The organism is Streptomyces sp. BJ20, from assembly GCF_022869105.1.
Lineage (GTDB): Bacteria > Actinomycetota > Actinomycetes > Streptomycetales > Streptomycetaceae > Streptomyces > Streptomyces griseoincarnatus.
Genome location: NZ_CP094918.1, coordinates 6,733,032 through 6,759,832 on the forward strand (window position 1 = coordinate 6,733,032; position 26,801 = coordinate 6,759,832).

The window sequence follows — 26,801 nt, forward strand, 5'->3', positions numbered from 1 at the left end:
CACCCGGCGGCTACGACGCCGGGATCACCGCCGACACCCGGAAACCCCCCGCGTCCGTCGGCCCCGACACGAACACCCCGCCCAGCGCCGACACCCGCTCCCGCATCCCCACCAGACCGTTGCCCCCCGACGGCAGCCCCGCCGACGAACCCACGCCCGACGGCGGCTCGTTCTCCACCTGCATCGCGATCTCCGACACCCGGTGCGCCAGCCGCACATACGTCTTCGCACCCGCCGCGTGCTTGTGGACGTTCGTCAACGCCTCCTGCACCACCCGGTACGCCGTCGCCTCCACCTCCGGCGCGTACGACCGGTACTCCCCCTCCACCGACAGATCCACCACCATCCCCGCCGCGGCCGACTGCCCCACCAGCTCGTCGATCTCCGCCAGCGACGGCCCCTCCGCCGGCTCCTCCACCACCACCCGCGACGCGGCGGCCGCGGCAGCCGCACCCACCGCCGCCAACGGCACCGACGCACCCTCCGGCCGGGGCCGCACCGCGTCCCCACCCGCCCGCAGCACCCCGAGCATCTCCCGCAACTCCGTCAGCGCCTGCCGGCCCATGTCCCCCACCAGAGCGGCGTTCTTCACCGCCTTCTCCGGATCCTTCCGCGCCACCGCCTGCAACGCCGCAGCGTGCACCACCATCAGACTCACCCGGTGCGCCACCACGTCGTGCATCTCACGCGCGATCCGCGTCCGCTCCTCACCCCGCGCCCACTCCGCGCGCTCCTCCGCCCGCTCCGCGAGCAGCTGAAGCTCCCGCTCCAGACTGTCCGCCCGCTCCCGCAGACTCTCCATCAGCCGCCGCCGCGCCCCCACGTACAGCCCCAGCAGCACCGGCGGAGCCGTCACACCCAACGCCATCGTCACCGACGCGAACGGCACCAGCCAGTCACCCACGTCGACGTCCCCGCGCGCGATGTCCTGCCGCATCCGCACGAACATCACGATCAGCACACCCACAGACTGCATCCCCGCCAGCGACCCGATGATCCGGCGCGGCAGGTCAGACGCGGCCAGCGAGTACAGGCCCACGATCCCCAGCAGGAACCCCATCGCCGCCGGCGTCACCGCGATCGCCACCAGCACCACCGCGATCGGCCACCGCCGCCGCACCAGCAGCACCGACCCCGCCGCGAGGCCGAACAGCACCCCCACGGGGACCGGGATCCCCGCCTCCCACGCGAACGGGACCCCCTCGACCCCGCACTCCAGCGCGGACACCGCCGCGAGCCCCACATCGAGCACGGCACTACGCCGCCGCTCCCACCACCAGGGCCCTCCCCGGGCCGTCACATGGTCTTCCCCCGCCGTGGTCATGCCCCCAGCCTAAAGGCGCTCCCAGCCCTGTTTCCGTCGACTTTTCACCTCGCCACCGGACCACACCCTCCGACCGATCGGCCGCGATACGCCCCACAATCCCTCGAACTGCTGAATCGATCACCGTTCGAGGGGGGAACCCTCCATTCCGCCCGGACGGTATGCCCATGGCACATCCGACCGGCAAATACGCCGACTTCGAAGGCCTGCGCGAGCAGGCGGTCGCCCTGCGACGCGCGGGCCTCAGCCGACGCCAGATCCGCGACCGGCTCCACGTCGACAACAACGACATCCTCAACCGGCTCCTCCAAGGCGAACCCGCCCCCGACTGGACCCGGCGCCCCAACGCCAAGGACGACCTGCGGGCGCGGGCCCGCGAGCTCCGCCTGCAGGGCTGGACCTACGACCGGATCCAGGTCGAACTGGGCTGCTCCAAGAGCTCGATCTCCCTGTGCGTACGGGATCTGCCGAAGCCGGAGCGGCGCCCGCCCTCGGAGCAGGCGCGGCTGGCGGGCCGCATGCGCTGGGAGCACGAGCTGGCGGTGCGGGACGAGCAACGCCGGCGGACCAAGGAGGCCGCCGCCCTGGAGATCGGCCCGCTGTCCGACCGCGACCTCTTCCTCGCGGGTGCGGCCCTCTACTGGGCCGAGGGCGCGAAGGACAAGCCCTACGACCGGCGTGAGAACGTCCTCTTCGTCAACAGCGACCCCGGCGTGATCAAGCTGTACCTGGCATGGCTCGACCTGCTCGGCGTCGAGCCCGATCGCCTGCGGTACCGCGTGATGATCCACATGACCGCCGACGTGGAAGGCGCGAAACGATACTGGGCGGATCTGGTCGGCGTGGACGTCTCCGTCTTCCAGAAGACGACCATCAAGAAGCACAACCCGACGACCGTCCGGAAGAACGTCGGCGACACCTATCGCGGCTGTCTGGTCATCCGGGTCTCACAAGGCGCCGACCTGTACCGGCGCATCGAAGGCTGGTGGACAGGAATGGTCTCCGGGATCGCGACGCCACCCTCCTCAGGTATGGTCTGACGCAGCGATCCGCCATGGGGTAACTGGTAGCCCGCGAGCCTTTGAAGCTCTGTAGTGCTGGTTCGAATCCAGCTGGCGGAGCTGCATTGTTCGGGTCCTGACCGGCAACCGGTCAGGACCCGCTCTCATGTCCCCCCGGAAACGCCCCGGTATCCTGCGGATGTCCATCCCCCACCTCCAACACAGCCGAAGGGCATCCCGTGAGCGCCAATCGCCCGGCAGCCGTCGTCGTTCTCGCAGCGGGTGAGGGCACCCGTATGAAGTCGGCCACACCGAAGGTCCTGCACGAGATCTGTGGTCGTTCCCTGGTGGGTCATGTGCTCGCCGCCGCCGGTGAACTGGACCCGGCGAACCTGGTCGTCGTCGTGGGCCACGCCCGTGAGCAGGTGACCGCGCATCTCGCCGAGGTCGCCCCGGAGGTGCGGACCGCCGTGCAGGCGGAGCAGAACGGCACGGGGCACGCCGTGCGGATGGGCCTGGAGGAGCTGGGCGGTTCCGTGGACGGGACCGTGGTCGTGGTGTGCGGCGACACTCCGCTGCTGACCGGTGAGACGCTGCGCCGGCTGTCGGAGACGCATGTGGCGGACGGCAACGCGGTGACGGTGCTGACGGCGGAGGTGCCGGACGCGACCGGGTACGGCCGGATCGTGCGGGACGGTTCCGGCGCGGTGACCGCGATCGTGGAGCACAAGGACGCGTCGGACGAGGTGCGGGCGATCCGGGAGATCAACTCGGGTGTGTTCGCGTTCGACGGGGCGCTGCTGGCGGACGCGTTGAAGAAGGTGCGTACGGACAACAGCCAGGGTGAGGAGTACCTGACGGACGTGCTGGGGATCCTGCGTGAGGCGGGGCACCGGGTGGGTGCGTCGGTGGCGGGGGATCACCGGGAGATCGCGGGGATCAACAACCGTGTGCAGTTGTCCGAGGCGCGGCGGATCCTGAACGAGCGGTTGCTGACGGTGGCGATGCTGTCCGGTGTGACGGTGGTGGATCCGGCGTCGACGTGGGTGGACGTGGGGGTGACGTTCGAGCGGGACGCGGTGGTGCATCCGGGGACGCAGTTGCACGGGGGCACGCATCTGGGCGAGGGCTGCGAGGTGGGTCCGAACACGCGGCTGACGGACACCCTGGTGGGTGCGGGTGCGCGTGTGGACAACACGGTGGCGACGGGCGCCGAGGTGGGTCCGGAGGCGTCGGTGGGTCCGTTCGCGTATCTGCGTCCGGGGACGCGGCTGGCGCGCAAGGGCAAGATCGGCACGTATGTGGAGACGAAGAACGCGTCGATCGGCGAGGGGTCGAAGGTTCCGCACCTGTCGTACGTGGGTGATGCGACGATCGGCGAGTACTCGAACATCGGTGCGGCAAGTGTGTTCGTCAATTACGACGGACAGGACAAACATCACACGACGGTCGGGTCGCACTGCCGTACGGGGTCGGACAACATGTTTGTTGCTCCTGTCACGGTCGGAGACGGTGCTTACACGGCTGCGGGCTCGGTGATCACGAAGGACGTGCCGCCCGGTTCCCTGGCGGTGGCCCGTGGTCAGCAGCGCAACATCGAGGGCTGGGTGGCTCGTAAGCGTCCGGGGAGCGCTGCCGCGAAGGCCGCGGAGGCGGCGTCGCGGGAGCCGGCCGGCGAGGACTGACCGGAAAGCGTTCCGTTCGGGACGGCGTACCGTGAGAGGTGCGGAAACGCGCACCCCACCAGCTGAGACACCTCTGAGGAGACAGTGCTGTGACCGGGATCAAGACGACCGGCGAGAAGAAGATGATGTTCTTCTCCGGCCGCGCCCACCCCGAGCTTGCCGAGGAGGTCGCCCAGCAGCTGGGTGTCGGGGTCGTCCCGACGAAGGCCTTCGACTTCGCGAACGGCGAGATCTATGTGCGGTATCAGGAGTCGGCGCGTGGCGCCGACTGCTTCCTGATCCAGAGCCACACGGCGCCGATCAACAAGTGGATCATGGAGCAGTTGATCATGATCGACGCGTTGAAGCGTGCGTCGGCCCGTTCGATCACGGTGATCGTGCCGTTCTACGGGTATGCCCGGCAGGACAAGAAGCACCGCGGTCGTGAGCCCATCTCGGCGCGTCTGATCGCGGATCTGATGAAGACGGCGGGTGCGGACCGTCTGCTGACGGTGGACCTGCACACGGACCAGATCCAGGGCTTCTTCGACGGTCCGGTGGATCACCTGTTCGCGTTGCCGCTGCTGGCGGACTACGTGGGCGCGAAGGTGGACCGTTCGAAGCTGACGGTGGTGTCCCCGGACGCCGGCCGTGTGCGGGTGGCGGACCGCTGGTGCGACCGGCTGGGCGCGCCGCTGGCGATCGTGCACAAGCGCCGGGACAAGGACGTGGCGAACCAGGTCACGGTGCACGAGGTGGTCGGCGAGGTGAAGGGCCGCGTGTGCGTGCTGGTGGACGACATGATCGACACCGGTGGCACGATCTGCGCGGCGGCGGACGCGTTGTTCGCGCACGGCGCGGAGGATGTGATCGTGACGGCGACGCACGGTGTGCTGTCGGGTCCGGCGGCGGACCGTCTGAAGAACTCGAAGGTGAGCGAGTTCGTGTTCACGAACACGCTGCCGACGCCGGGTGAGCTGAGCGAGAGTCTGGACAAGATCAAGGTGCTGTCGATCGCGCCGACGATCGCGCGTGCGGCGCGTGAGGTGTTCGAGGACGGCTCGGTGACGAGCCTGTTCGACGAGCAGTAAGGGTTCTGCGGTCCGACATCCGTTCGGCTGCCGGTGATCGTTTTGGGTGCGGCCTCCTGGCCCGGGTAAACTGCACGAGTTGCTCGGCGAGGGAGGCCGTACCGCTTCTTCGGAAGTCCGTACGGCGGTCCGTTATCGACGCGCTCTTCGTAGCAGGCCGTTCGTGGCCGGGTGACCACGTCCGTTTCTGACTATGAGGAGTGATCATGTCCGAGGTGAAGATCGCCGCCGAGACGCGCACCGAGTTCGGCAAGGGCGCTGCCCGCCGTGTCCGTCGTGAGGACAAGGTTCCCGGTGTTCTGTACGGTCACGGTTCCGACCCGATCCACCTGACGTTCCCGGGCCACGAACTGCTGCTCGCCCTGCGTACGCCGAACGTCCTGATCGCGCTGGACATCGACGGCAAGACCAACGAGCTGGCCATCCCGAAGTCCGTCCAGCGTGACCCGCTGAAGGGCTTCCTGGTCCACGTCGACCTGCAGCTGGTGACGCGGGGCGAGAAGGTCCAGGTCGAGATCCCGGTGCAGGCCGAGGGTGAGCTGGCCCCGGGCGGCAACCTGCTGGAGTACGTCCTGGACGCGCTGCCGGTCGAGGCCGAGGCCACGCACATCCCGGAGGGTGTGACCGTCTCCGTCGAGGGCCTGGAGGCCGGCGCCTCCGTGCTCGCCAAGGACATCAAGCTTCCCGGCGGTGTCACCCTCGCCGTCGAGGAGGACGCCGTGGTGCTGCAGGTCCTGGCTGCGCAGGCCGAGGAGGCGCCCGAGGGCGCCGAGGAGGGCGACGAGGCCGCCGAGGCCTGAGCCTTTCGGATCCAGTCGTACGTCGGCCGCTGCTCCCGTGCGGGGCGGCGGCCGACGCGTATGTGGGAGGAAGCGTGGGCGTGACGGAGGACGCGGCGGGCCCTTGGCTGGTCGCCGGGCTGGGCAATCCGGGGCCGGGGTACGCGATGAACCGGCACAACGTGGGGTTCATGGTCGCGGACCTGCTGGCGGAGCGGATGGGCGGCCGGTTCAAGCGGGCGGCGAAGGCGCAGGCGCAGGTCGTGGAGGGCCGGGTCGGGCCTCCGGGGCCGGGCAGCCGGCGGGTGGTGCTGGTGAAGCCGATGTCGTACATGAACCTGTCGGGCGGGCCGGTGAACGCGCTGCGGGAGTTCTACAAGGTGCCGCCGCAGCGGGTGGTGGCGGTCCACGACGAGCTGGACATCGACTACGGGACGCTGCGGCTGAAGCTGGGCGGCGGGGACAACGGGCACAACGGTCTGAAGTCGCTGACGGGTGCGTTCGGCCGGGACTACCACCGGGTGCGGTTCGGGATCGGCCGGCCGCCGGGGCGGATGCAGGTGGCGGACTACGTGCTGAAGGACTTCTCGTCGGCGGAGCGCAAGGAGCTGGACTACCTCGTGGACCGGGCGGCGGACGCGGTGGAGTGCCTGGTGGCGGAGGGTCTGGAGCGGGCGCAGAGCGCGTACAACTCGTGACGCGGGTGATGAGGGCGACAACGCCGGACATCTGCCCTGGTGCCGCCCGCCGGAGTTGACCGGGCGCGAGGTCATGGCCAAAGATCGCGGCCATGCCTTCCGCTGTCCGTTCCTCGCGCGGTTCCTCCGCACTGCGCTTCGGCCGGTTCGCGGCGATGGGCACGGTCGCCGTGCTGATCCTGATCGCCGGCGTATGGGCGTCGTGGGGGACGGCGCAGCACGTGATGCTCACCAAGGGCCGCGAGCGCGGCACGGTCGAGGTGACGCGGTGTGCCGAGGACGCCTGCGAGGGTCCGTTCCGGCCGCTGTCGCCGGGGGCGCAGCCGCGCGCCAAGGTGGTCCTGGGCGACACGGTGGCCGTGGAGGAGGGCCGCACCTACACGGTGGTGCTGAAGCCGGGCGGCGCTGAGGCGGTGCGCTCCGGTCCTGCCGGGGTGCTGTACGCGTGGGTGCCGCTCGGGGGTGCGCTGCTGCTGGCGTCGGTGGTGGTGGCGGGCGGCCTGCTGCGGACGCGCGCGGCGTGGGTGATGGCGCTGGCGGGCGCGGGACTGCTGACGGCGGCGTTCGTGGTGCTGTAGGGGTCCCGGGACATGACGAGGGCGGCGCCCTCCGGTTCGCAGGAGCCGGAGGGCGCCGCCGTTTCGTGCGTCCGCGGGTCAGCCGGTGTTGCGCAGGCCTGCGGCGACGCCGTTGACGGTGAGCAGCAGGGCGCGGGAGAGCAGCGGGTCGGGCTGGTCGCCGGCGGCGACCGCGTCGCGCTGGCGCTTGAGCAGGGCGACCTGGAGGTAGGAGATCGGGTCCAGGTAGGCGTCGCGGATGGAGAAGGTCTGCTTGAGGACGGGGTCGGCGTCCAGCAGTTCCTGCTCGCCGGTGACGCGCAGCACCTCGGTGACGGTCAGGGCGTGCTCCGCCTTGATGGTGTCGAAGACGTGCTTGAGCTCGTCCGGGACGAGGGTGTCGACGTAGTGCTGGGCGATCCTCAGGTCCGTCTTGGCGAGGGTCATCTCCACGTTGGAGACGAAGTTGCGGAAGAAGTGCCACTGCTCGTACATCTCGTCGAGCACGGTGTCCAGGCCGGCCTCGCGCAGGGCCTTGAGGCCGGAGCCGACGCCGAACCAGCCGGGGACGATCTGCCGGGACTGGGTCCAGCCGAACACCCACGGGATGGCGCGCAGGCCGTCGAGGGAGACGCCTGAGCCGGGGCGGCGGGAGGGCCGCGAGCCCAGGTGCAGCTCGGCGAGCTGGTCGACCGGGGTGGAGGCGAGGAAGTACGTCGGCAGGTCGGGGTCCTCGACGAAGGACCGGTACGCGGCGTGGGCGGCGTCGGAGACGACGTCCATGGCGGCGTCCCAGCGGGCGAGGGCCTCGACGGACTGGCGCGGCGCGGTGTGCAGGGCGGAGGCCTGGAGGGTGGCGGCGACGGTCAGTTCGAGGTTCTCGCGGGCGAGGGACGGGATGAGGTACTTGTCGGAGATGACCTCGCCCTGCTCGGTGACCTTGATCTCGCCCTCGAGGGTGCCCCAGGGCTGGGCGAGGATCGCGTCGTGGGTGGGGCCGCCGCCGCGGCCGACGGTGCCGCCGCGGCCGTGGAAGAGGCGCAGCCGGACGCCGTAGCGGTGGGCGACGTCGCGCAGCCGGCGCTGGGCGCGGTGGATCTCCCACTGGCTGGTGGTGATGCCGCCGAACTTGGAGGAGTCGGAGTAGCCGAGCATGACCTCCTGGACGTCGCCCCTGAGCGCGACGAGGCGCCGGTAGGACGGGTCGGAGAGCATGTCCTCGAGGATCGTGTCGGCGGCCTTGAGCTCGTCCGTCGTCTCGAGGAGCGGCACGATGCCGATCTTCGCCCAGCCGGCGTGCAGGTCGACGAGGCCGGCCTCGCGGGCGAGGACGGCGGCGGCGAACACGTCGTCGGCGCCCTGGCACATGGAGATGATGTACGACTCGACGACCTCGGGGCCGAAGACCTCCAGGGCGCGCTTGACGGTCCGGAAGACGCCGAGGGTCTTCTCGCCGGCCTCGTCGACGGGCGCCGGGGTGGGCGCCAGCGGCCGGCGGGAGCGCAGCTCCTTGGCGAGCAGCTTGGCGCGGTACTCGCGGGGCATGTCGGCGTAGCGCCAGGACTCCTCGCCCAGCCGGTCGAACAGCTGGCCGAGGGCGTGGTGGTGGGCGTCGGCGTGCTCGCGGACGTCCATGGTGGCGAGCTGGAGGCCGAAGGCGGCGAGGGTGCGGATGGTGCGGGCGAGGCGCCCGTCGGCGAAGAGGCCTCCGCGGTGCCGGCGCAGGGACTCCTGGATGATCCGCAGGTCGGTGATGAGCTCGCTGGTGCCGAGGTAGTCGCGGCCGGGCTCGTGCGGGGTGCCCTTGGCGAGGCGGAGCTTGGTGTTCTCCAGCTTCTGCCGGATGCAGGTGGCCTTGAGCCGGTAGGGCTCCTCGGCGTTGAGCCGCTTGTAGCGGGGGCTGATCTCGGGCAGCGCCTCCAGGTCGGCCTGGAGGGAGGTGAGCAGTTCCTCGGTGGCTCCGGTGTAGCGGATGGAGTTGGAGAGGAATCCGCGCAGCTCGTCGATCATCTCCAGGGCGTCGTTGATGCCGTGCTCGTGCTGCAGGATCAGGACGTCCCAGGTGACCTGGGGGGTCACGTTGGGGTTGCCGTCGCGGTCGCCGCCGATCCAGGTGCCGAAGGTCAGCGGGCGGGTGTCGTCCGGCAGGTGGACGCCGACGCGCTCCAGTTCGGCGGTGAGGTCCTCCAGGACGTCGCCGACGGCGCCGGCGTGCAGCTCGTCGAGGTAGTAGATGGCGTTGCGGGCCTCGTCGGCGGGCTCGGGGCGCACCACGCGCAGTTCGTCCGTCTGCCAGACGAGGTCGATGTTCTCCGCCAGGCGGGTGTCGAGGCGGCGCCGGTCGGAGGCGAGGACCGGGGTCTCCAGGAGGGCGGCGATGCGGCGGAGCTTGTTGAGGACGGAACGGCGGGCCGCCTCGGTGGGGTGGGCGGTGAAGACGGGACGCACGTTGAGGTTGCGGACGGTTGCCCGCAGGTGCTCGGGGTCGGCGTCCTTGAGCCGGTCGGCGGTGCGGGACAGCAAACCGCCCTCGGCGGCGCGGCGGGCGGCGAGTTCGCGTCCGCGGTGCACCTGCTCGGTGACGTTGGCCAGGTGGAAGTAGGTGGAGAAGGCGCGCACCAGCTTGGCCGCCGTCTCCAGTTCGGTGCCGCGCAGCAGCTCGGCGGCGGCCTCGCCGTCCTCGCGGGTGAGGCGGCGGACCTTCTCGACGAGGTCGAGGAGTTCCGGGCCCTCCTGCCGGACGAGCGTCTCGCCGAGGAGGTCGCCCAGTCGGCGGATGTCGGCACGCAGTTCGGCGCTCGTCGTGGTGGTCTGGTCGTCGGCACTGCTCACAGGTGCGGCTCCTTGCAGTGTTGGAAGCTCATCTGGGAGGGAACCCGAACGAGCGTCCCGCGCGGCGTGCGCCGCTTGCGGGCCGGACGTCCGGGAAGAAATCAGAGCGGACCGCGCTGTCCGACCGACTTCCAAGGATAGGTGCCGAGCCGGACGCGCTGGCCCACGGGCTCTTGCCGCGGGGCTACGCACTGCCATACTTACGATGCCGTAGGTTACGGGACCGTAGGAAAGCGATGCGGTTCCGGCGGTTCGGCACCTTCCCTCAGTCCACATACCCCACAGGGGAACGCATGACCTCAAGCTCCGACGTGCTCGACGAAGCCCCGAAGCAGTCCCGGCCCGACGACACCGCACCCTCCGCCACGCTGGGCGGGGAGCGGAAGCGGTCCATCGAGCAGATCACGCTGCTCCTCTTCATCGTCGTCCCCTTCCTCGCGCTGCTGGCGGCCGTGCCGCTGGCATGGGGATGGGGGGTGAGCTGGCTGGACCTCGGCCTGCTGGCCTTCTTCTACTACCTGGGATGCCACGGCATCACCATCGGCTTCCACCGTCACTTCACGCACGGCTCGTTCAAGGCGAAGCGGCCGCTGAAGATCGCGCTGGCCGTCGCCGGTTCGATGGCGGTCGAGGGACCGCTGGTGCGCTGGGTGGCCGACCACCGCAAGCATCACAAGTTCTCCGACGCGGAGGGCGACCCGCACTCGCCGTGGCGGTACGGGGAGACCGTCCCGGCGCTCATGAAGGGCCTGTGGTGGGCGCACATCGGGTGGATGTTCGACGAGGAGCAGACGCCGCAGGACAAGTACGCGCCGGATCTGATCAAGGACCCGGCGCTGCGGCGCATCTCCCGTCTGTTCGTGCTGTGGACGGTGCTGTCGCTGGCGTTGCCCGCGCTGATCGGCGGTCTGGTGACGATGTCCTGGTGGGGTGCGTTCACCGGCTTCTTCTGGGGGTCACTCGTCCGGGTGGCTCTGCTGCACCATGTGACGTGGTCGATCAACTCGATCTGCCACGCGGTGGGCAAGCGTCCGTTCAAGTCGCGGGACCGCTCGGGCAACGTGTGGTGGCTGGCGATCCTGTCGTGCGGTGAGTCGTGGCACAACCTGCATCACGCCGACCCCACCTCGGCGCGGCACGGTGTGGAGCGCTGGCAGCTGGACTCCTCGGCACGGCTGATCCGCTGGTTCGAGCAGCTGGGCTGGGCGTACGACGTGCGGTGGCCGTCACGCTCGCGTATCGATTCGCGCCGTGTCAGCCCGGATGGCGCCGCCCCGCGCGGGAGGGAAGCCGCCGAGGCGGCATGATGGTCGCCGTGGCGACCGACTCCAGCACCCCAAGCAATGACAAGCCGCGGCGTGCGCGCCGCACCCGGATGACCGGTGCCGAGCGCCGCCAGCAGCTGCTGGAGATCGGCCGCACCCTCTTCGCGGCCAAGGGGTTCGAAGGCACGTCGGTGGAGGAGATCGCGGCGAAGGCCGGGGTCTCCAAACCCGTGGTGTATGAACACTTCGGCGGCAAGGAGGGGCTGTACGCGGTCGTGGTGGACCGGGAGATGGGGCGGCTGCTGGACATGGTGACCGGCTCGCTGACGGCCGGTCACCCGCGGGAGCTGTGCGAGCAGGCCGCGTTCGCGCTGCTGGACTACATCGAGGAGTACACGGACGGGTTCCGCATCCTGGTCCGTGACTCCCCCATCCCCCAGTCGACGGGGTCCTTCGCCTCGCTGATCTCGGACATCGCCACCCAGGTGGAGGACATCCTGGGCCGCGAGTTCAAGTCGCGCGGCTTCGACCCGAAGCTGGCCCCGCTGTACGCGCAGGCGCTGGTCGGGATGGTGGCGCTGACCGGCCAGTGGTGGCTGGACGTGCGCAAGCCGAAGAAGGCGGAGGTGGCGGCCCATCTGGTGAACCTCGCCTGGCACGGTCTGGACGGCCTGGAGCCGAAGCCGCGTCTGATAGGCCACCGGAAGAGCTGAAACTACAGCGCACTAGATTAACCTTGTGCAATCATGTGCGCATGACTGAGATCACGATCAGCGCAGCCCGTGCCCAGCTCGGCGACCTCGTGCGTCGCGCAGCCCACGGCCGCGAGACCATCGCCCTCACGGATCACGGACACGTGGCCGCGCTTCTCGTGTCGCCGCAGGTCATAGAGGATCTGGAAGACGCGTTGGCGGTTGCCGACTACGAGCGCCGCAAGGCTGCGGGCCTCCTCGGCGAAGGCATCCCGCACGAAGAGGTCGGACGCATGCTGGGGCTGCGCCCGTGACCTGTCGCATCATCTGGGAGCCCAACGCCACGGACGCGGCCGTACGGTTCCTCCGCGACGACCCGGCAGGGCTGGCCGCCGTCTACGAGGCCGTCGACACCCTGGCGAAGGAGCCCCGGCCCGCCCACTCCGTCGCCTACGGACCGACAGCGCGCCGACTGCGCGTCGGCGACTACCGGGTGCTCTACGTCATCGACGACGACGTGATCCACATCCTCGTCACCCACCTGGGCCGCACCCCCTGAATCACGCCTCCCTGACGGCGACGGCGAAGACGCGGCGGAAGCGGAACAGGGTGCCGTGCACGGTGGCCGGGTAGGCCCGGCGCAGTGCGGCGCGGTACTCGGCGAGGAACTCCTCCCGCGCCGGCGGGTCGTCGTCGAGTGCGGTGAGGACGGGCCGCAGCCCCGTGCCCTTCACCCAGTCGAGCACGGGGTCCTCCCCCGTCAGCAGATGGACGTACGTCGTCTCCCAGGCGTCCACGGAGCAGCCGAGGGCGGCCAGGCGGTCCAGGTACCCCTCGGGCGGCAGGACGGCGTCCTCGTGGCGCAGCACCCCGGACAGACGGTCCCGCCATCGTGGGGAGGCGGCGAGGTCGCGCATCAGGGTGTGGCTGGGGGCGCCGAAGTTGCCGGGCACCTGGAAGGCGAGGACCCCGCCGGACACGAGTCCGTCGATCCACGCTCCGAACCGCTCGACGTGGCCGGGCACCCACTGAAGGGTGGCGTTGCTGACGATCAGGTCGTACGACTCCCCGGGCGTCCAGGTGCCCGCGTCGGCGTGGGCGAAGTCGAGGCGGCCGCCTCCGCCGGTGGGGCCCTCGTGGTCGGCGCGGGCCTTGCCGAGCATCTCCGGGGAGTTGTCGTAGCCGGTGACGCGCGCGGCGGGCCAGCGCTCCGTGAGGAGGGCGGTGGCGTTGCCGGCGCCGCAGCCGAGGTCGGCGATGCGGGGCGGGTCGCCGGGCAGTTCGGGGACGCGGGCGAGCAGGTCGGTGAAGGGCCGGGTGCGGTGCCCGGCGTGACGCAGGTACTGGGCGGGGTCCCAGACGGGACGGGCGGCTGCTGCGGACACGGGACCTCCCGGATCGCGGATCGGCGTACCTCCAGCCTGCCGGGCAAGAACTCTCGGCGTCAAGAGACTTGACATCAAGAGACTTCACGTCGACACAACCACTACACTGATCCTTATGGAGGACGAGGTCGATCGGCTGGTCGCAGCGTGGCGCCGGGAGCGCCCGGACCTCGACGTGGAACCGCTCGAGGTGCTCAGCCGGGTCAGCAGACTGGCCCGGCATCTGGACCGCGCACGCCGCCTCGCCTTCACGGAGCACGGCCTGGAGTCCTGGGAGTTCGACGTGCTGACCGCGCTGCGCCGCGCGGGCACCCCGTACCAGCTCTCCCCCGGGCAGCTCCTCACGCAGACGCTCGTCACCTCGGGCACGATGACCAACCGCATCGACCGGCTCGCCAAGAAGGGCCTGGTGGAGCGGCTGCCGGACCCCAGCGACCGGCGCGGTGTGCTGGTGCGGCTGACCGACGAGGGCAAGGACCGCGCGGACCAGGCGCTGGCGGGTCTGCTCGCCCAGGAACGGGCGATCCTCGGCGAGCTCACGCACTCACAGCGGGTGGAACTGGCGGGTCTTCTACGCCAGTTGACCGCCCCGTTCGACAACATCCCCGGATAGGTCGACCGGTCCGACCCCGGCCCGCCGCGCGAGGGCGACGGCGGCCAGCGTGGAGTGCACGCCCAGCTTGCCGAGGACGTTCTGCATATGGGTGCGCACGGTGTGCGGGGACAGATAGAGGCGCTCGGCGACGGCCTTGCGTCCCAGGCCGGCGACCATGCAGCGCAGCACCTCCCGCTCGCGCGGGGTGAGCGACTCCACGAGCCGTTCACTCTCCGTGCGATGACGCCGGGCGGCGGTCAACTCCCGCAGGACACCGGTCAGCAGCGCGGGCGGCAGATGGGTCTCGTCGCGCAGCACACCGCGGATGACCGTGAGCAGCCGGCTCAGCGAGCAGTCCTTGGCGACCCAGCCGGAGGCGCCCGCCTGGAGGGCGAGGGCGGCGCGGGCCGGGTCGTCCTTCTCGGCGAGCACGACGACCCGCACCTGCGGCTGCGCCGAACGCACGCCGCTCACCAGGGAGATGCCGTCCACGGCGCCGTCCTCGTCGACGGCCTGCACGGGCACGGCCGGGCGCCCGTCCGGCACGGGGACGCCCAGGTCGGCGTCGACGAGCATGACGTCGAACCGCCGCCCCTCGGCCGCCGCCCGCTCCAGACACCGCAGCGCCGCCGGACCGCTGCCCGCCGCGGACACGTCGACGTCGGGCTCCGCGGCCAGCGCCGCGGCCAGCGACTCGGCGAAGATACGGTGGTCGTCGACGACCAGGACTCGAATGCGAACCACGTAACCCCCTTCCCCACGCTCTTCCCAGAGCAGGGGACTACCCCGTCACCGGTGGACGACACCGGCGCGGACACGGCACCGAGGCCCCCGTGGCTTTCCTCGCCGGACGCGGGACGGGACGGCGTCGTCCGCACGGCCGCCGCCGCGCGACAACCGCCACCCCCGCCCCGGACGCCGTGCCCGGCTGTCTCGCCCCCTGAACGCACGCCGGCCCCCACCGGCGCTGTTCATCAGAGTACGGGCGGGGGCCCGGAGCGGAAGTCGATTTGCAGAACTGGCGGCCTTGCGCGTTTATGGTGTGCCGCATGTTTCGTCTTGAGACAGAAGTCGACAAGGCCCGACGCGATCTGCTCCACAGGCGGCTGCGGGACACCAACACGGCGGCCTCGCCGGTCCTGCGGGCCCTCCGGGGAACCCCCGCCGAGCGCGAATCCCCTTTGCACGTGTGGGCGTCGGACGCGAACGGCCGACTCGCGGGCGGCCTGGTCGGCCACACCTGGACGACGTGGCTCCACGTGACCTACCTCTGGGTCGACGCGCCCCACCGCGGCACCGGCCTCGGCTCCACGCTCCTGACCGAGGCGGAACGCCTCGCCACCACCGAACGCGCCTGCACCCACTCCCGCGTGGAGACCTGGGACTTCCAGGCCCCGGACTTCTACCGGAAGCAGGGCTACGAGGTGGTCTGCGTGATCCCCGACTATCCGCCGGGGATCACGGAGTACACCCTGACGAAACAGATTGGGTGAGGGCTCACCGACTTCCCTCGCTAGCATGCGAGTTCCATGATCGGGCGAGGCGGGGGGAACGGTGCGGGTACTGCCGAAGGGGGTCGTTGCCGCGACGGCGGCGGCGATGCTGCTGTCCGGATGCGCTGACGAGGCAGCGGAACCGGAATCTCCGGGCACCGGGACAAAGGCGTCCCGGGACAAACCTCGTGCCGCGATCAGCCTCGCGGAGGCGCGAGCGGACATCCGTGCCGGCCTGGCGGCGGGAGAGTTCGAGGGGGCGCGCTTCAGCGAGATGGACAACCGCGAGTTCAGCGCCTGCGCGGTGACAGCCGTGGTGTCCACGGCAGCGGAACCCGATCCGAGGGACACCGAACGGATGGCCGACGAGCTGAAGCAGCGGGGATGGCTCCGGACGAAGTTCTCGACGAACGACGGAATACAGGTGCTCTCCCTGCGCAAGACCCCTTGGACGCTGGACTTCATCGGCGGAACCGGTGCCCTCCCCGAGCAGGCTCAGGACTTCACCGGGCTGTCCGTCAACGCGGTCGACCGTGACTGCGCAAACCGCGTGGCAGCGAGCCTGTCTCCCTGACACCCGTCGGTGCCGGCCCGGCTGTCCGCCGGGCCGGCACCGGACGACTTTGCCCGACGTGCGCGTCGCAGCGGCTACCGCACCCGCCGCGCCCCCGCCGAAGGCACCGCCTCGAAGACGCGGGGCGTCTTGAATCCCGCCGCAGCGAAGGCCTCCTCGACCGCCTTGGTGATCGTCGGGACGTCCCCCTCCTCCACCAGCACGATCGCCGAGCCGCCGAAGCCGCCGCCCGTCATACGGGCGCCCAGCGCGCCGGCCGACACCGCCGTGTCGACGACCAGGTCGAGTTCGGGACAGGAGACGCGGAAGTCGTCGCGGAGAGAGGCGTGGCCCTCGACCAGGAGGGGGCCGATGGCGCGGGTGTCGCCCGACTCCAGGAGGGAGACGACCTGCTCGACGCGGTGGTCCTCGGTCACCACGTGGCGGACCAGGCGGCGGACCTCCTCGTCGTCGCCGAGGCGGGCCAGCGCCGCGTCCAGATCGTCGTAGGGCACGTCCCGCAGGGCGTCGACGCCGAGCAGGGCCGCGCCCTTCTCGCAGCCCTCGCGGCGCTTGCCGTACTCGCCCTCGCTGTGGCTGTGCTTGACCTGGGTGTCGACGACGAGCAGGCGCATGCCCTCGGCGGCCAGGTCGAAGGGGATCTGACGCTGGGACAGGTCACGGGTGTCGAGGAACAGGGCGTGACCCGCCTCGCAGCAGGCGGACGCCGTCTGGTCCATGATGCCGACGGGCGCGCCCACGTAGACGTTCTCCGCGCGCTGGGACAGCCGGGCGAGCTGCCAGCCGCGCAGACCGAGGGCGAAGAGGTCGTTCAGCGCGAGGGCGACCACGACCTCCAGGGCGGCCGAGGAGGACAGGCCGGCGCCTGCCGGGACGGTGGACGCGAGGTGGACGTCCGCGCCGGTGACCGCGTGGCCGGCCTCGCGCAGTGCCCAGACGACGCCCGCCGGGTAGGCGGTCCAGCGCTTGTCGGACTCGGGGGCGAGGCCGTCCACCGTCAGTTCGACGACGGGCCCGCCGATGTCGGCGGAGTGCAGGCGCAGTACGCCGTCGTCGCGCCGGGACACCGCCGCCACCGCGGTGTGCGGCAGGGCGAACGGCATGACGAAGCCGTCGTTGTAGTCGGTGTGCTCGCCGATGAGGTTGACCCGGCCGGGTGCCGCCCACACCCCGTCGGGGGCGCTCCCGTACAGCTCCTCGAACCGTGCGGCGACGGCTTCCGCGGCGGCCGCGCTGGACTCGCTCATACCTTGACCCCTGACCCTTCGTTGCTCCTAGTTGCCGCGCCGCTGCGCGAACTCCCACGCGTCCGCGACGATTCCCTCGAGGTCCGCGCGTGACGGGTTCCAGCCGAGCTTCTCGCGGGCCGTGGCGGCGGACGCCACCAGGGTCGCGGGGTCGCCGCCCCGGCGCGGTGCGACGACCTCGGGGATCGGGTGCCCGGTGACCTTGCGGACGGTCCGGATCACCTCGCGGACCGAGAAGCCGTTGCCGTTGCCGAGGTTGCAGATCAGGTGCTCGCCGGGCGTGGCCGCCGTCAGCGCGAGCAGGTGCGCCTCGGCCAGGTCGGCGACGTGGATGTAGTCGCGCACGCAGGTGCCGTCGGGCGTCGGGTAGTCGTCGCCGTAGACGGAGATCGCCTCGCGCCGGCCCTGGGCGACCTGGAGCACCAGGGGGATGAGATGCGACTCGGGGTCGTGGCGCTCGCCGTACGCGCCGTAGGCGCCGGCGACGTTGAAGTAGCGCAGGGAGACCGCGCCGAGCCCGTGCGCCTGCGCCTCGCCGCTGATCATGTGGTCGACGGCGAGTTTGGAGGCGCCGTAGGGGCTGGTGGGCCGGGTGGGGGCGGTCTCCAGGATCGGGACCTGCTCGGGCTCGCCGTAGGTGGCGGCCGTGGAGGAGAACACCAGGCGGCGCACGCCGGCCTCGCGCATGGCGCCGAGCAGCGCCATGGTGCCGCCGACGTTGTTGTCCCAGTACTTCTCCGGCTTCTGCACCGACTCCCCGACCTGGGAGAAGGCGGCGAAGTGCAGCACGCCGTCGAACGACGCGTCCAGCCACTTGGCGGCGTCGCGGATGTCGCCCTCGACGAACGTGGCGCCCGCGGGAACGCCCTCACGGAAGCCGGTGGAGAGGTTGTCGAGCACGACGACCTCGTGACCGGCCTCGACCAGATGCTGGGCGACGACACTGCCTACGTATCCCGCGCCCCCGGTGACCAGGTACTTCCCGCTCATGAACTCGCTACCTCCCGCAGTCGTTCGGCCGCGCGCTCCGGCGGCACGTCGTTGATGAACACGTTCATGCCGGACTCGGAGCCCGCGAGGAACTTCAGCTTGCCGGACGTACGGCGGATGGTGAAAAGCTCCAGGTGCAGCGCGAAGTCGTCGCGTGTCACGCCGTCGAAGTCGTCCAGCGGGCCGAACGGCGCCTGGTGCCAGGCGGCGATGTACGGCGTGGGCGGCTCGTTCTCCCCGAAGATCCGGTCGAAGCGCCTGAGCAGTTCCAGGTACACCCGGGGGAACTCCGCGCGCGCCGCCTCGTCGAGTCCCAGCAGGTCGGGCACCCTGCGCCTGGGGTACAGGTGGACCTCGTACGGCCAGTGCGCCGCGTACGGCACGAACGCCACCCAGTGTTCACCCTCCAGGACGACCCGCTCGCCGGCGCGTTCCCGCTCGACCACGGCGTCGAACAGGTTGTCCCCGCCCGTCGCCTCCTTGTGTGCCGCCACCTGGCGCAGCATCAGGGCGGTGCGGGGAGTGGTGAAGGGGTAGGCGTAGATCTGCCCGTGGGGGTGCTGGAGGGTGACCCCGATCTCGGCGCCCCGGTTCTCGAAGCAGAACACCTGTTCAACGGAGGGCAGATGCGACAGCTCGGACGTGCGGTCCGTCCAGGCGTCCAGCACCAGCCGCGCCTGCCGTTCGCTCAGCGAGGCGAAGGAGGCGTTGTGGTCGGAGGTGAAACAGACGACCTCGCAGCGGCCGGAGTCCCCGGCGAGCGAGGGGAAGCGGTTCTCGAAGACCACCACGTCGTACGAGGAGTCGGGGATCTCGCTCAGCCGGTCGCCCTCCGACGGGCACAGCGGGCACTCGTCGGCCGGCGGGTGGTACGTACGGCCCTGCCGGTGCGAGGCGATGGCGACGGAATCGCCCAGGAGCTCGTCGCGGCGGATCTCGGACGTGGTCACGGTGGCGTCCAGCGGCCGGCGGTCGACCGCGTCGCGCACGGTGTCGTCGGCGAGGTCGTAGTAGATGAGCTCACGTCCGTCGGCCAGCCGGGTCGAGGTCTTCTTCACTGTGGCACTCCTCCGCACCCGCCCAGTCACTCAACACAATCAAACATAACACATCACAACTCACCATCGCGCGGCTCTCATCACAATCAAACAAAGAACGTGTAGGAACGTGTTCAGCTATTGAACACGGAGGCGTAGATTCCGCGTCGGATCAGTTCGCGAACGAAGCGAGTGCGTATGCATACCCCCACATACCTGGCCGCGGAGCTTCGGCTCCCCACCAACTGGCTGGACTACACGATCCTCGGGATCTACTTCCTCGTCGTGCTGGGCATCGGCTTCGCCGCCCGCCGGTCGGTCAAGACGAGCCTGGACTTCTTCCTGTCCGGCCGCTCGCTGCCCGCCTGGGTCACCGGACTCGCGTTCATCGCGGCCAACCTCGGCGCCACCGAGATCCTCGGCATGGCCGCGAACAGCGCGCAGTACGGCGTCTACACGACGCACTGGTACTGGATCGGCGCCATCCCCGCGATGGTGTTCCTGGGCCTCGTGATGATGCCGTTCTACTACGGCTCCAAGGTCCGCTCGGTCCCCGAGTTCCTGCTGCTGCGCTTCGACAAGGCGGCGCACCTGCTGAGCTCGATCCTCTTCGCCGCGGCCGCCATCCTCATCGCGGGCGTCAACCTCTACGCCTTGGCGATCGTCGTCGAGGCGCTCCTCGGCTGGCCGCAGTGGGTGGCCATCGTCGTCGCCGGAGCCTTCGTCCTGGGCTACATCACCCTGGGCGGTCTGTCCTCGGCGATCTACAACGAGGTCCTGCAGTTCTTCGTCATCCTCGCCGCGCTCATCCCGATCACCGTGCTCGGCCTGAAGAGCGTCGGCGGCTGGGACGGCCTGTCCGACCAGCTCACCTCGGCCCGCGGCGACAACTTCATGACCGCGTGGGGCGGCACCGGCATCGGCAGCGACAACCCGCTCGGCGCCAACTGGCTGACCATCGTCCTCGGCCTCGGCTTCGTCCTCTCCTTCGGCTACTGGACGACCAACTTCGCCGAGGTGCAGCGCGCACTGTCCGCGAAGAACCTCTCCGCGGCCCAGCGCACCCCGCTGATCGCCGCGTTCCCGAAGATCTTCATCGTCTTCCTGGTGATGATCCCCGGCCTGGTCGCCGCCGTGCTGGTCCCCAGGATCGGCACCGCCGGCTCGGACCTGCAGTACAACGACGCCATCCCGTACCTGATGCAGCAGCTGCTGCCCAACGGTGTGCTCGGCATCGCCGTGACCGGTCTGCTCGCCGCGTTCATGGCGGGCATGGCGGCGAACGTCTCGTCCTTCAACACCGTCTTCACCGCCGACATCTGGCAGAAGTACGTGGTGAAGGACCGCGAGGACTCCTACTACGTCCGCTTCGGCCGCCTGATCACCGCGATCGGCGTGCTCGCGTCCATCGGCACGGCGTTCCTGGCCAGCTCGTTCTCCAACATCATGGCCTACCTGCAGACGCTGTTCTCCTTCTTCAACGTGCCGATGTTCGTCGTCTTCATCATCGGCATGTTCTGGAAGCGGGCGTCCATGAAGTCCGGCTTCTGGGGCCTGCTCGCGGGTACCACCGCGGCGATGGTGAACTACTTCTACATCTACGAGCAGGGCGTCATCGACATCCCCTCCGACCAGGGCGCCAACTTCGTCTCCGCGATCGCGGGCTTCGTCGCGGGCGCGGTCGTGATGGTCGCGGTGTCGCTGTTCACGGCGCCGAAGCCGCAGGCCGAGCTGCAGGGGCTGGTGTACGGCACCCGCTCGCCCGGCATGGCGGAGCCGCCCGCCGAGGGCGACGACGCGTGGTACCGCAAGCCGGCGCTGCTGGGCTGGGGCGCGGTGATTCTGGCTGCCGCCTGCTACATCCCGTTCTCGTTCTGACCGCGGGAGGATTGAGAGAGCATGTCCGATCACTACTCCGAGGACGATCTCCAGAAGGAGATCACCGAGCTGGAGACCAAGTCCGCCACGGCCGCGCGCCTGTTCGACATCCGGCGGATCATCGGTGGGTTGTTCGTCGTGTACGGGGTGATCGTGATGATCGCCGGGTTCACCGCGTCGGATGCCGACATCGAGAAGGCGGCGGGGGTCAATATCAACCTGTGGACGGGGCTGGGGATGCTGATCCTCGGGCTCCTGTTCCTGTTGTGGCTCTGGCTCCGCCCGACGCCACCGCCCCCGGCGGTCCCTGAGGACAAGGACGCGTCCACTCCTTGACGCCGTCCCTGTCACACGGGGTGTGCACCCTCACGTACGGGGGTTGCACACCCCGTGTGCGTTCGCGGCACCCGCGTGGGTGCGGCCCGGCTTCGCCCGAACGAGGGGTGCCCCCGTCGGGCCCAGGCGCCACGCCTGCCCGCGGCCGGCGGGGCAGTGGGCGCCGGCGTCGGTGCGGGCCGGGGGATGTTCGCGCACCTGGCGCCGGCAGGGTGCCGCCGCGCCCACCCGTGCCGCCCTAAGCGGCACGAATGCCCGCGGGTGGCGGGACGTGTGCCCGCCACGACGGCGGTGTAGCCGCTCGCGGCGGGGAGGGGACGGGGTGGGGGTGGGCGCCCGCAGCGGCTGGCGCGTCCTCCCCCTGTGCCTCTCCAGCACGCACTCTCGCGCCAGACCGAGGACGACCGCCCCCACCGCGGCCCCGCACCACCCACCGCCCGTAGGCGCTACGCCCCGCCCCCACCGCACAGAACCCTGCGCCGCAGGCGTCAAACCCGCACCCCCGCCGGACGGCACGACGCGCCGCAGGCGTCAAACCCGAACCCCCGCCGGACGGCACGACGCGCCGCAGGCGTCAAACCCGAACCCCCGCCGGACGGCACGACGCGCCGCAGGCGTCAGACCTCAGACCTCAGATTTCAGACCTCAGCCCCCCACTACGACCGCGTCGACGCCCGGTCCAGCAACCCCGTACGTGCCGCCAGCGCCGCCGCCTCCAGCCTCGACCCCACCCCCAGCTTCATCAACACCCTCTGCACATGCGTCCGCGCCGTCGACGGCGCGATCCCCATCCCCGCCGCGATCAGCCGCGTGTCCTCCCCCTCCGCGACCCGCACCAGCACCTCGACCTCCCGAGGCGTCAGCATCGACAACAACCGCGCCCCCTCGTCGTCCGGCTGAGCAGCAGGATTCAGCAGCTCCCCGAACGCCCCCTGCAACAGCGCGGGCGCCACCGCCGCCTCCCCCGCCCGCGCCTTCAGCATCGCCCGCTCGACGCCCTCGATCCGCTCGTCGTGCCGTACGTACCCCGACGCCCCCGCGGCGAACGCCGCCGCGATCCCCCGCGGCGACGGCACCGGCCCCAGCACCACCACCGCCACCTGCGGCCGCTCCCGCTTGATCTTCACCACCGGGTCGAACGTCCCGGCCTCCGCCGGCGCCGCCGTCCCCAGCAGACAGACCTCCGGCGCCCTGCTGATCACCAGGTCCGCGGCCCCCGCCGCGGGCGCCGCCGCGGCCAGCACCCTGTGCCCTCGCAGCTTCAGCGCCGAGGCCAGCGCCTCGGCGAGCAGTCGGTGGTCGTCGACCACCATCAGCCGCACTCCCATCGGACAACCATCCCCCCAGACAACCCACCACACCCCCGGATGCCCCCGGAAGCTACACGCTTGTTCGACGTCGCGCTTCCCCTACCGGCGAGAATCGCCCCGGAACGCCGAAATTCTCGTGTTCGATGGCGAAGAGCGCGTGATGAGCGGTACGCGAACGGCCCCGTCCCTGAGCAGGGACGGGGCCGTCGGCGAACCCACGGAGCGACCGCGAACGATCACTCCGTACCGAAGGCGATCACCGAGTACTCCTTCTCACGGCTCGTGAAGTCACTCGCGTACACGGAGGACATGTACAGCCCGCCCTGCCCGAACTGGATCTCCGAGTAGTCGGGCGACATCCGCGACTCGACGTCGCGCACCGCCTCCGTCGACGGGTTCTCCATCAGGATCGTCTCCTTGAAGGACTCGCCGTCGATGCTGACGACCTGCCCGCCCTTGTCGTACGGCGGCCGCTTGTACGCGATGACGTCGGGACCGTCCATGCGCAGCGGGAAGATCTCGTAGTTCTCGCCGGCGTCGGCGCGCTGACCGGTCTGCTTGCCGGTGGCCAGGTCGAAGGCGACGACCTCGTTGGTCTGGCTGTAGGAGTCGCCGCCGCTGTCGTGCTCCTCGGTGGCGATGTACAGCCGGTCGTTGCCGACCGTGACCCCCGTGCAGTTCTCCACCTTGTAGATGGCGTCGCAGCGGGCGGCGAACTCGTCGCCCGGCGCGGAGAGGCGGGCGCGCAGCTTGCCGGTCTTGTTGTCGATGGAGAAGAAGTCGGAGATGCCGCTGCCGTCACCGGCGCTGTCGCCGACGTCGGCGGCCACCACGAGCGGGTCGGTGGAGACGACGGCCGCGTACTCGATGCCCTCGTCCATCTTGTACTCGGCGAGGACGTCGCCCGTCTTGGGGTCGACGTTCTGGATGTGCAGCTGACGCTGGTCGTACGAACCGCACTTGCGGACCGCGACCAGCTTGGCGCCGCCGCCGTACCCGGCGTCGTAGCAGGAGTCGGACGTCTTCGGCGCCCAGCGCTCGTCACCGGTGGCGAGGTCCCAGGCGGCGCCGCCGCTGGTGGAGCCGGCCGCGACGGTGCCGCCGCCGATCGTGACGTTGTTGAAGCTGACCGGCATGGTGCCGGACTTGGCGGTCTTCGTCCACACCTTGCTGCCGGCCGCCAGGTCGACCACCGCGACCTCGGTGCAGGCCTGGGGGTCCGTCTTGCTCGGCATGGCCGGCTTGTGGACGATCGCCGTCTTGTTGTCCTCGGTGACGTGCGGGGTCGCCGCGCACACCGGACCGGGGAGGTCCAGCGTCCACTTCTTGGTGCCGCTCTTGCGGTCGTAACCGGTGATCTCCGACAGCCCGCTCTTGGCGTAGACGGAGTCGGTCAGCCAGGAACCGGCGATGGAGATGGTCGTGACGCCCTTGGGCACCTTGGGCGAGGGCACCTGGAACAGCACCTTGGACCCGGTGGCGGCGGGCGCCTTCTCCTCGGCCTCGCCGGTGGTGGCGCCCCCGTCACCGGAGCCGCCCTCCTTGCCGTCGCCCTCGCCGCCCTTGGTGTCGCCGCCCTCGGCGGTGGTCTGCTTGTCGTCGTCCTTGCCGGACGAGTTCGCGTACCAGACGCCGCCGCCGACGATCAGCGCGATCGCGACGACCGCCGAGACGATGATCGCCACCTGGGCGTTGACCTTGCGGCCGCCGCCGGGCTGTCCGGCCTGCGCCTGCATCGGCACGGTCGGCTGCGCGTAGCCGTAGGGAGGCTGCTGCCCGTACGGTCCCGGCTGCTGCGGCTGGCCGTAGGGGCCGGGCTGGCCGTACGGGCCGGGCTGCTGGGCCGGGTAGCCGTAACCGGCGGGCTGCTGCTGCGGGTAGCCGTAACCGGGCCCCTGCGGGGGCGTCGGCGGCGCGGCGGGCGGCGGGGTCCCCGGCGCCTGCGGGTAGCCGTAGCCCGGCTGCGGCTGGGGCGCCTTGTTCAGGTCAGGCCCGGCGGGCTGCTGGGGCGGCTGCGCGGGCGGGGTGGGAGGCGTGGCGGGAGCCGGGGGCGTCTGCGGCTCCGACGGTTCCTGCGGCGGCCCGAACCCCGGCTGCTGCGGGGGCTGGTTGGGCGGCGGAGGCGGCTGGCTCATGACGTGGGTACCTCAGGGGAAGGGGACGACGGGCGGCGGGAAAGTGACGCGAGTTGCGCTCACGGGCCTCATGTGCCGTAGGCGAGCATCAACTTCTCCTTCGCGTCGTCGTTGCCGTTCAGCCGGGTGGTCGACAGGTAGAAGCGGCCGTCGACCCAGTCGATCGCCTTGCTGAAGAAGCCGTTCTCGATGTCGGCGACCGCCTGCGGGTTCTGCATCAGCGTGGCCGGCTTGTGGCTCGCACCGCTGACGGGCAGGGCGACGACACGGCCGCCGGCGTCGTAGGACGGCTCGACGTAGGCGACGAGCTTTCCGCCCTCGACCTTCATCGGGATCATCGACTCCTCCGCGGGGGAGGACTCGCGCCACAGCTCCTTGCCGTTGGCGAGGCTGATGGCGACGAGCTCGTTGGCCCCGGTGGTGGCGGCCGTCGGCAGGTAGAGGGTGTCGCCCGCGACGACGACGCCCGTGCAGCCCTGGAGGTCGCGCGCGAGGATGGCCCAGCCGCAGCCCGGGTCGAACTTCTCGTCGACGGCGACCTGGGAGCGCAGCTTGCCTGCCGAGGTGAAGGCGGCGATGTTCCACGACTTCTTGTCGCTGCCCTCCTCCTGCTTGGTCGCGTAGACGACCAGCGGGTCGACGGAGAAGGTGCGCTCGACGCGCCAGCCCTTGGCGTACTTGTACGTCCACCTGGCCTTGCCGGTGGCGGGGTCGAGCTCGCGGACCTCGTCGTGCGCGTTGGCGCCGCCCGCGCCGCAGGAGGCGACCTGGATCAGCCGCTTGCCGCCCGCGAACGCGGCGGGGAAGCAGGGGTCGTCGCCGTACCGCTTGGAGTCCCACAGCTTCTTGCCGGTGCGCACGTCGTACGCCGTGCCGGACTGGGAGCGGCCCACCATCAGCGTGTTGCCCGCGAGGGACATCTCGATGGAGAGCACGCTGTCGAACAGCGCGCCGTCGGCGACCTCCTGCGTCCAGCCCTTCTCGCCGGTGACGAGGTCGACGAGCTGGAGCTGGTTGCACTTGGCGCTGTCGCTGCTGCCGCTCATGGACGCGACGACGATCTTGTCGTCGGCCGTCTTCCCCGGAGTGACCGCGCAGATCTTGTGGGGGAAGGTGATGGTGTCCCAGGCGGGCTTGCCGTCGGTGACGTTGTACCCGTAGAGGTCCTTGTAGGCCGCCTTGACCGCGGTCTCGCCGGTGATCCACTGGCCGGGGGCGTCGGCGCCGGAGCCGGGGGCGTCGGGCGCCTCCTTGTACCAGAGCACCTTGGACTCGCCGGCCTGGCGGCCCTCGTTGAGGTCCTCGGTCTCCTCGCCGCCGTCGCCGCTGCCGTCGCCCGGGTTGACCGGGGCGGCGCCGGACTTGCCCGGCTTGGGGTCGTCGGTCTGCCGGGCGACCGGCTCCTTCTTGTCGTCGTCGCCGGAGACGGCCCACACCGTGCCGCCGACGACCAGCGCGACCGCCACCGCGGCGGCGGCGATCAGCAGCGGCTTGCCCTTGAAGGGGTTGCGGGAGCCGCCGCCGGGCGGGGTGCCGGGCGCCCCGGGGAATCCGGGCTGCTGCGGGTAGCCGTACCCGGGCGTGCCGTACGGGCCCGGCTGCTGCGGCTGTCCGTAGGGGCCGGGCTGCTGGTACGGCCCGGAGGCGTAGGGACCGGGCTGCGTCGGAGGCTGCTGCGGGTAGCCGTACCCGGGCTGCGGGGCTCCGGACGGCTGGCCCTGCGGGGGCGGCGGCGTCGACGGGGCGCCCTGCGGGGGCGGAGGAGTCTGCGGCGTCTGCGGCGGTCCGAAACCACCGCCCGGCGGCGGTTCCTGCGGAGGTCCGAAGCCACCCTGAGGCGGCTGGTTGGGCGGCTGAGTCATCAGCGCGTTCCCCCTTGCTCACTGATTTTTAGCCACGCCCTGAGGTTCGTGATGAC

25 protein-coding genes and 1 tRNA gene are annotated in these 26,801 nt (G+C 70.7%); 16 read left to right on the top strand and 10 right to left on the bottom strand.

From position 1 onward, the window contains the following. Positions 1-10: 10 nt before the first annotated feature. Positions 11-1,324, bottom strand: coding sequence for a histidine kinase (locus tag MTR79_RS30190; RefSeq protein WP_244792496.1), 1,314 nt, complete (start codon positions 1,322-1,324; stop codon positions 11-13). Between the two features lie 167 nt (positions 1,325-1,491). Between MTR79_RS30190 and MTR79_RS30195 the strand changes: the two genes are divergently transcribed. The 7 genes from MTR79_RS30195 (at position 1,492) to MTR79_RS30225 (ending at position 7,135) form a co-directional block, all read left to right on the top strand. After that, the gene (locus MTR79_RS30195; RefSeq protein WP_244792498.1) at positions 1,492-2,364 is read left to right on the top strand and encodes a hypothetical protein; all 873 of its coding nucleotides are present in this window, start codon (positions 1,492-1,494) and stop codon (positions 2,362-2,364) included. 8 nt (positions 2,365-2,372) lie between these two features. Continuing rightward, positions 2,373-2,445: transfer RNA gene (locus MTR79_RS30200), tRNA-Gln, on the top strand. A 119-nt stretch (positions 2,446-2,564) separates the two neighbouring features. Continuing rightward, the gene (gene glmU / locus MTR79_RS30205) at positions 2,565-4,010 is read left to right on the top strand and encodes a bifunctional UDP-N-acetylglucosamine diphosphorylase/glucosamine-1-phosphate N-acetyltransferase GlmU (RefSeq protein WP_189364994.1); all 1,446 of its coding nucleotides are present in this window, start codon (positions 2,565-2,567) and stop codon (positions 4,008-4,010) included. Positions 4,011-4,099: 89 nt separating this feature from the next. After that, positions 4,100-5,080 carry a ribose-phosphate diphosphokinase gene (locus tag MTR79_RS30210; protein ID WP_086702704.1) on the top strand — a complete coding sequence of 327 codons (981 nt, stop codon included), beginning with the start codon at positions 4,100-4,102 and terminating at the stop codon, positions 5,078-5,080. A 206-nt stretch (positions 5,081-5,286) separates the two neighbouring features. Next, on the top strand, positions 5,287-5,880 hold the full coding sequence (locus MTR79_RS30215; protein ID WP_086702703.1) for a 50S ribosomal protein L25/general stress protein Ctc: 594 nt from the start codon (positions 5,287-5,289) through the stop codon (positions 5,878-5,880). Between the two features lie 74 nt (positions 5,881-5,954). After that, positions 5,955-6,557, top strand: a complete 603-nt coding sequence (gene pth / locus MTR79_RS30220; RefSeq protein WP_121720284.1) for an aminoacyl-tRNA hydrolase — start codon at positions 5,955-5,957, stop codon at positions 6,555-6,557. 92 nt (positions 6,558-6,649) lie between these two features. Next, entirely contained in the window at positions 6,650-7,135 is a 486-nt protein-coding gene (locus MTR79_RS30225) for a hypothetical protein (RefSeq protein ID WP_189364993.1), read from the top strand. 78 nt (positions 7,136-7,213) lie between these two features. On the opposite strand, the gene ppc is transcribed toward MTR79_RS30225, so the two are convergent. Further along, the gene (gene ppc, locus MTR79_RS30230; protein ID WP_086702698.1) at positions 7,214-9,946 is read right to left on the bottom strand and encodes a phosphoenolpyruvate carboxylase; all 2,733 of its coding nucleotides are present in this window, start codon (positions 9,944-9,946) and stop codon (positions 7,214-7,216) included. A gap of 293 nt (positions 9,947-10,239) precedes the next feature. Between ppc and MTR79_RS30235 the strand changes: the two genes are divergently transcribed. From MTR79_RS30235 to MTR79_RS30250, 4 genes are read left to right on the top strand one after another with little or no spacing between them, the layout of a single operon-like run. Next, positions 10,240-11,253: a fatty acid desaturase gene (locus MTR79_RS30235; protein WP_244792500.1), complete on the top strand. Its 1,014-nt coding sequence runs from the start codon at positions 10,240-10,242 to the stop codon at positions 11,251-11,253. Beyond that, the gene (locus MTR79_RS30240; protein WP_086702697.1) at positions 11,250-11,924 is read left to right on the top strand and encodes a TetR/AcrR family transcriptional regulator; all 675 of its coding nucleotides are present in this window, start codon (positions 11,250-11,252) and stop codon (positions 11,922-11,924) included. Before MTR79_RS30235 ends, MTR79_RS30240 begins: the two co-directional genes overlap by 4 nt. Positions 11,925-11,965: 41 nt before the next feature. Then, on the top strand, positions 11,966-12,217 hold the full coding sequence (locus tag MTR79_RS30245; RefSeq protein WP_006135801.1) for a type II toxin-antitoxin system Phd/YefM family antitoxin: 252 nt from the start codon (positions 11,966-11,968) through the stop codon (positions 12,215-12,217). Further along, a complete protein-coding gene (locus MTR79_RS30250) occupies positions 12,214-12,462 on the top strand; it encodes a type II toxin-antitoxin system RelE/ParE family toxin (protein WP_086702695.1) in 249 nt (82 codons plus the stop codon). The genes MTR79_RS30245 and MTR79_RS30250 overlap by 4 nt, the downstream gene beginning before the upstream one ends. A gap of 1 nt (position 12,463) precedes the next feature. On the opposite strand, the gene MTR79_RS30255 is transcribed toward MTR79_RS30250, so the two are convergent. Beyond that, a complete protein-coding gene (locus tag MTR79_RS30255; RefSeq protein WP_244792502.1) occupies positions 12,464-13,288 on the bottom strand; it encodes a trans-aconitate 2-methyltransferase in 825 nt (274 codons plus the stop codon). A gap of 115 nt (positions 13,289-13,403) precedes the next feature. Between MTR79_RS30255 and MTR79_RS30260 the strand changes: the two genes are divergently transcribed. Next, on the top strand, positions 13,404-13,901 hold the full coding sequence (locus MTR79_RS30260) for a MarR family transcriptional regulator (RefSeq protein WP_048457365.1): 498 nt from the start codon (positions 13,404-13,406) through the stop codon (positions 13,899-13,901). Here MTR79_RS30260 and MTR79_RS30265 read toward each other — a convergent pair. Then, entirely contained in the window at positions 13,860-14,627 is a 768-nt protein-coding gene (locus MTR79_RS30265) for a response regulator transcription factor (protein WP_086702692.1), read from the bottom strand. The genes MTR79_RS30260 and MTR79_RS30265 overlap by 42 nt on opposite strands. A 305-nt stretch (positions 14,628-14,932) precedes the next feature. On the opposite strand from MTR79_RS30265, the gene MTR79_RS30270 reads away from it, so the two are divergent. Next, positions 14,933-15,376, top strand: a complete 444-nt coding sequence (locus tag MTR79_RS30270; RefSeq protein ID WP_244792504.1) for a GNAT family N-acetyltransferase — start codon at positions 14,933-14,935, stop codon at positions 15,374-15,376. Between the two features lie 106 nt (positions 15,377-15,482). Further along, a complete protein-coding gene (locus MTR79_RS30275; RefSeq protein WP_086702708.1) occupies positions 15,483-15,950 on the top strand; it encodes a hypothetical protein in 468 nt (155 codons plus the stop codon). A gap of 74 nt (positions 15,951-16,024) precedes the next feature. Here the strand turns inward: MTR79_RS30275 and galK are convergent, their stop codons facing one another. Genes galK through galT form a run of 3 tightly spaced genes read right to left on the bottom strand, consistent with a single transcriptional unit; the run spans position 16,025 to position 19,245 of the window. Next, positions 16,025-17,197, bottom strand: coding sequence for a galactokinase (gene galK / locus MTR79_RS30280; RefSeq protein WP_086702691.1), 1,173 nt, complete (start codon positions 17,195-17,197; stop codon positions 16,025-16,027). Positions 17,198-17,224: 27 nt separating this feature from the next. After that, entirely contained in the window at positions 17,225-18,187 is a 963-nt protein-coding gene (gene galE / locus MTR79_RS30285) for a UDP-glucose 4-epimerase GalE (RefSeq protein ID WP_086702689.1), read from the bottom strand. Beyond that, entirely contained in the window at positions 18,184-19,245 is a 1,062-nt protein-coding gene (gene galT / locus MTR79_RS30290) for a galactose-1-phosphate uridylyltransferase (protein WP_086702688.1), read from the bottom strand. The genes galE and galT overlap by 4 nt, the downstream gene beginning before the upstream one ends. 177 nt (positions 19,246-19,422) lie before the next feature. Here galT and MTR79_RS30295 point away from each other — a divergent pair, with 177 nt between their 5' ends. Together MTR79_RS30295 and MTR79_RS30300 are read left to right on the top strand one after the other, a co-directional pair. Beyond that, complete coding sequence (locus MTR79_RS30295) at positions 19,423-21,102, top strand: sodium:solute symporter family protein (RefSeq protein WP_086702687.1); 1,680 nt, start codon at positions 19,423-19,425, stop codon at positions 21,100-21,102. A 21-nt stretch (positions 21,103-21,123) separates the two neighbouring features. Beyond that, on the top strand, positions 21,124-21,438 hold the full coding sequence (locus MTR79_RS30300; protein ID WP_189364990.1) for a hypothetical protein: 315 nt from the start codon (positions 21,124-21,126) through the stop codon (positions 21,436-21,438). A 656-nt stretch (positions 21,439-22,094) separates the two neighbouring features. Here the strand turns inward: MTR79_RS30300 and MTR79_RS30305 are convergent. The 3 genes from MTR79_RS30305 to MTR79_RS30315 all read right to left on the bottom strand — a co-directional run bounded on the left by MTR79_RS30305 (position 22,095) and on the right by MTR79_RS30315 (position 26,745). Then, positions 22,095-22,766 (bottom strand): LuxR C-terminal-related transcriptional regulator, encoded by a 672-nt coding sequence (locus MTR79_RS30305; protein ID WP_006135813.1) that lies wholly within the window; start codon positions 22,764-22,766, stop codon positions 22,095-22,097. A 218-nt stretch (positions 22,767-22,984) separates the two neighbouring features. Further along, positions 22,985-24,883, bottom strand: coding sequence for a PQQ-binding-like beta-propeller repeat protein (locus MTR79_RS30310; protein WP_244792506.1), 1,899 nt, complete (start codon positions 24,881-24,883; stop codon positions 22,985-22,987). A 68-nt stretch (positions 24,884-24,951) separates the two neighbouring features. After that, complete coding sequence (locus MTR79_RS30315; protein WP_086705241.1) at positions 24,952-26,745, bottom strand: PQQ-binding-like beta-propeller repeat protein; 1,794 nt, start codon at positions 26,743-26,745, stop codon at positions 24,952-24,954. Between the last annotated feature and the right edge of the window lie 56 nt (positions 26,746-26,801).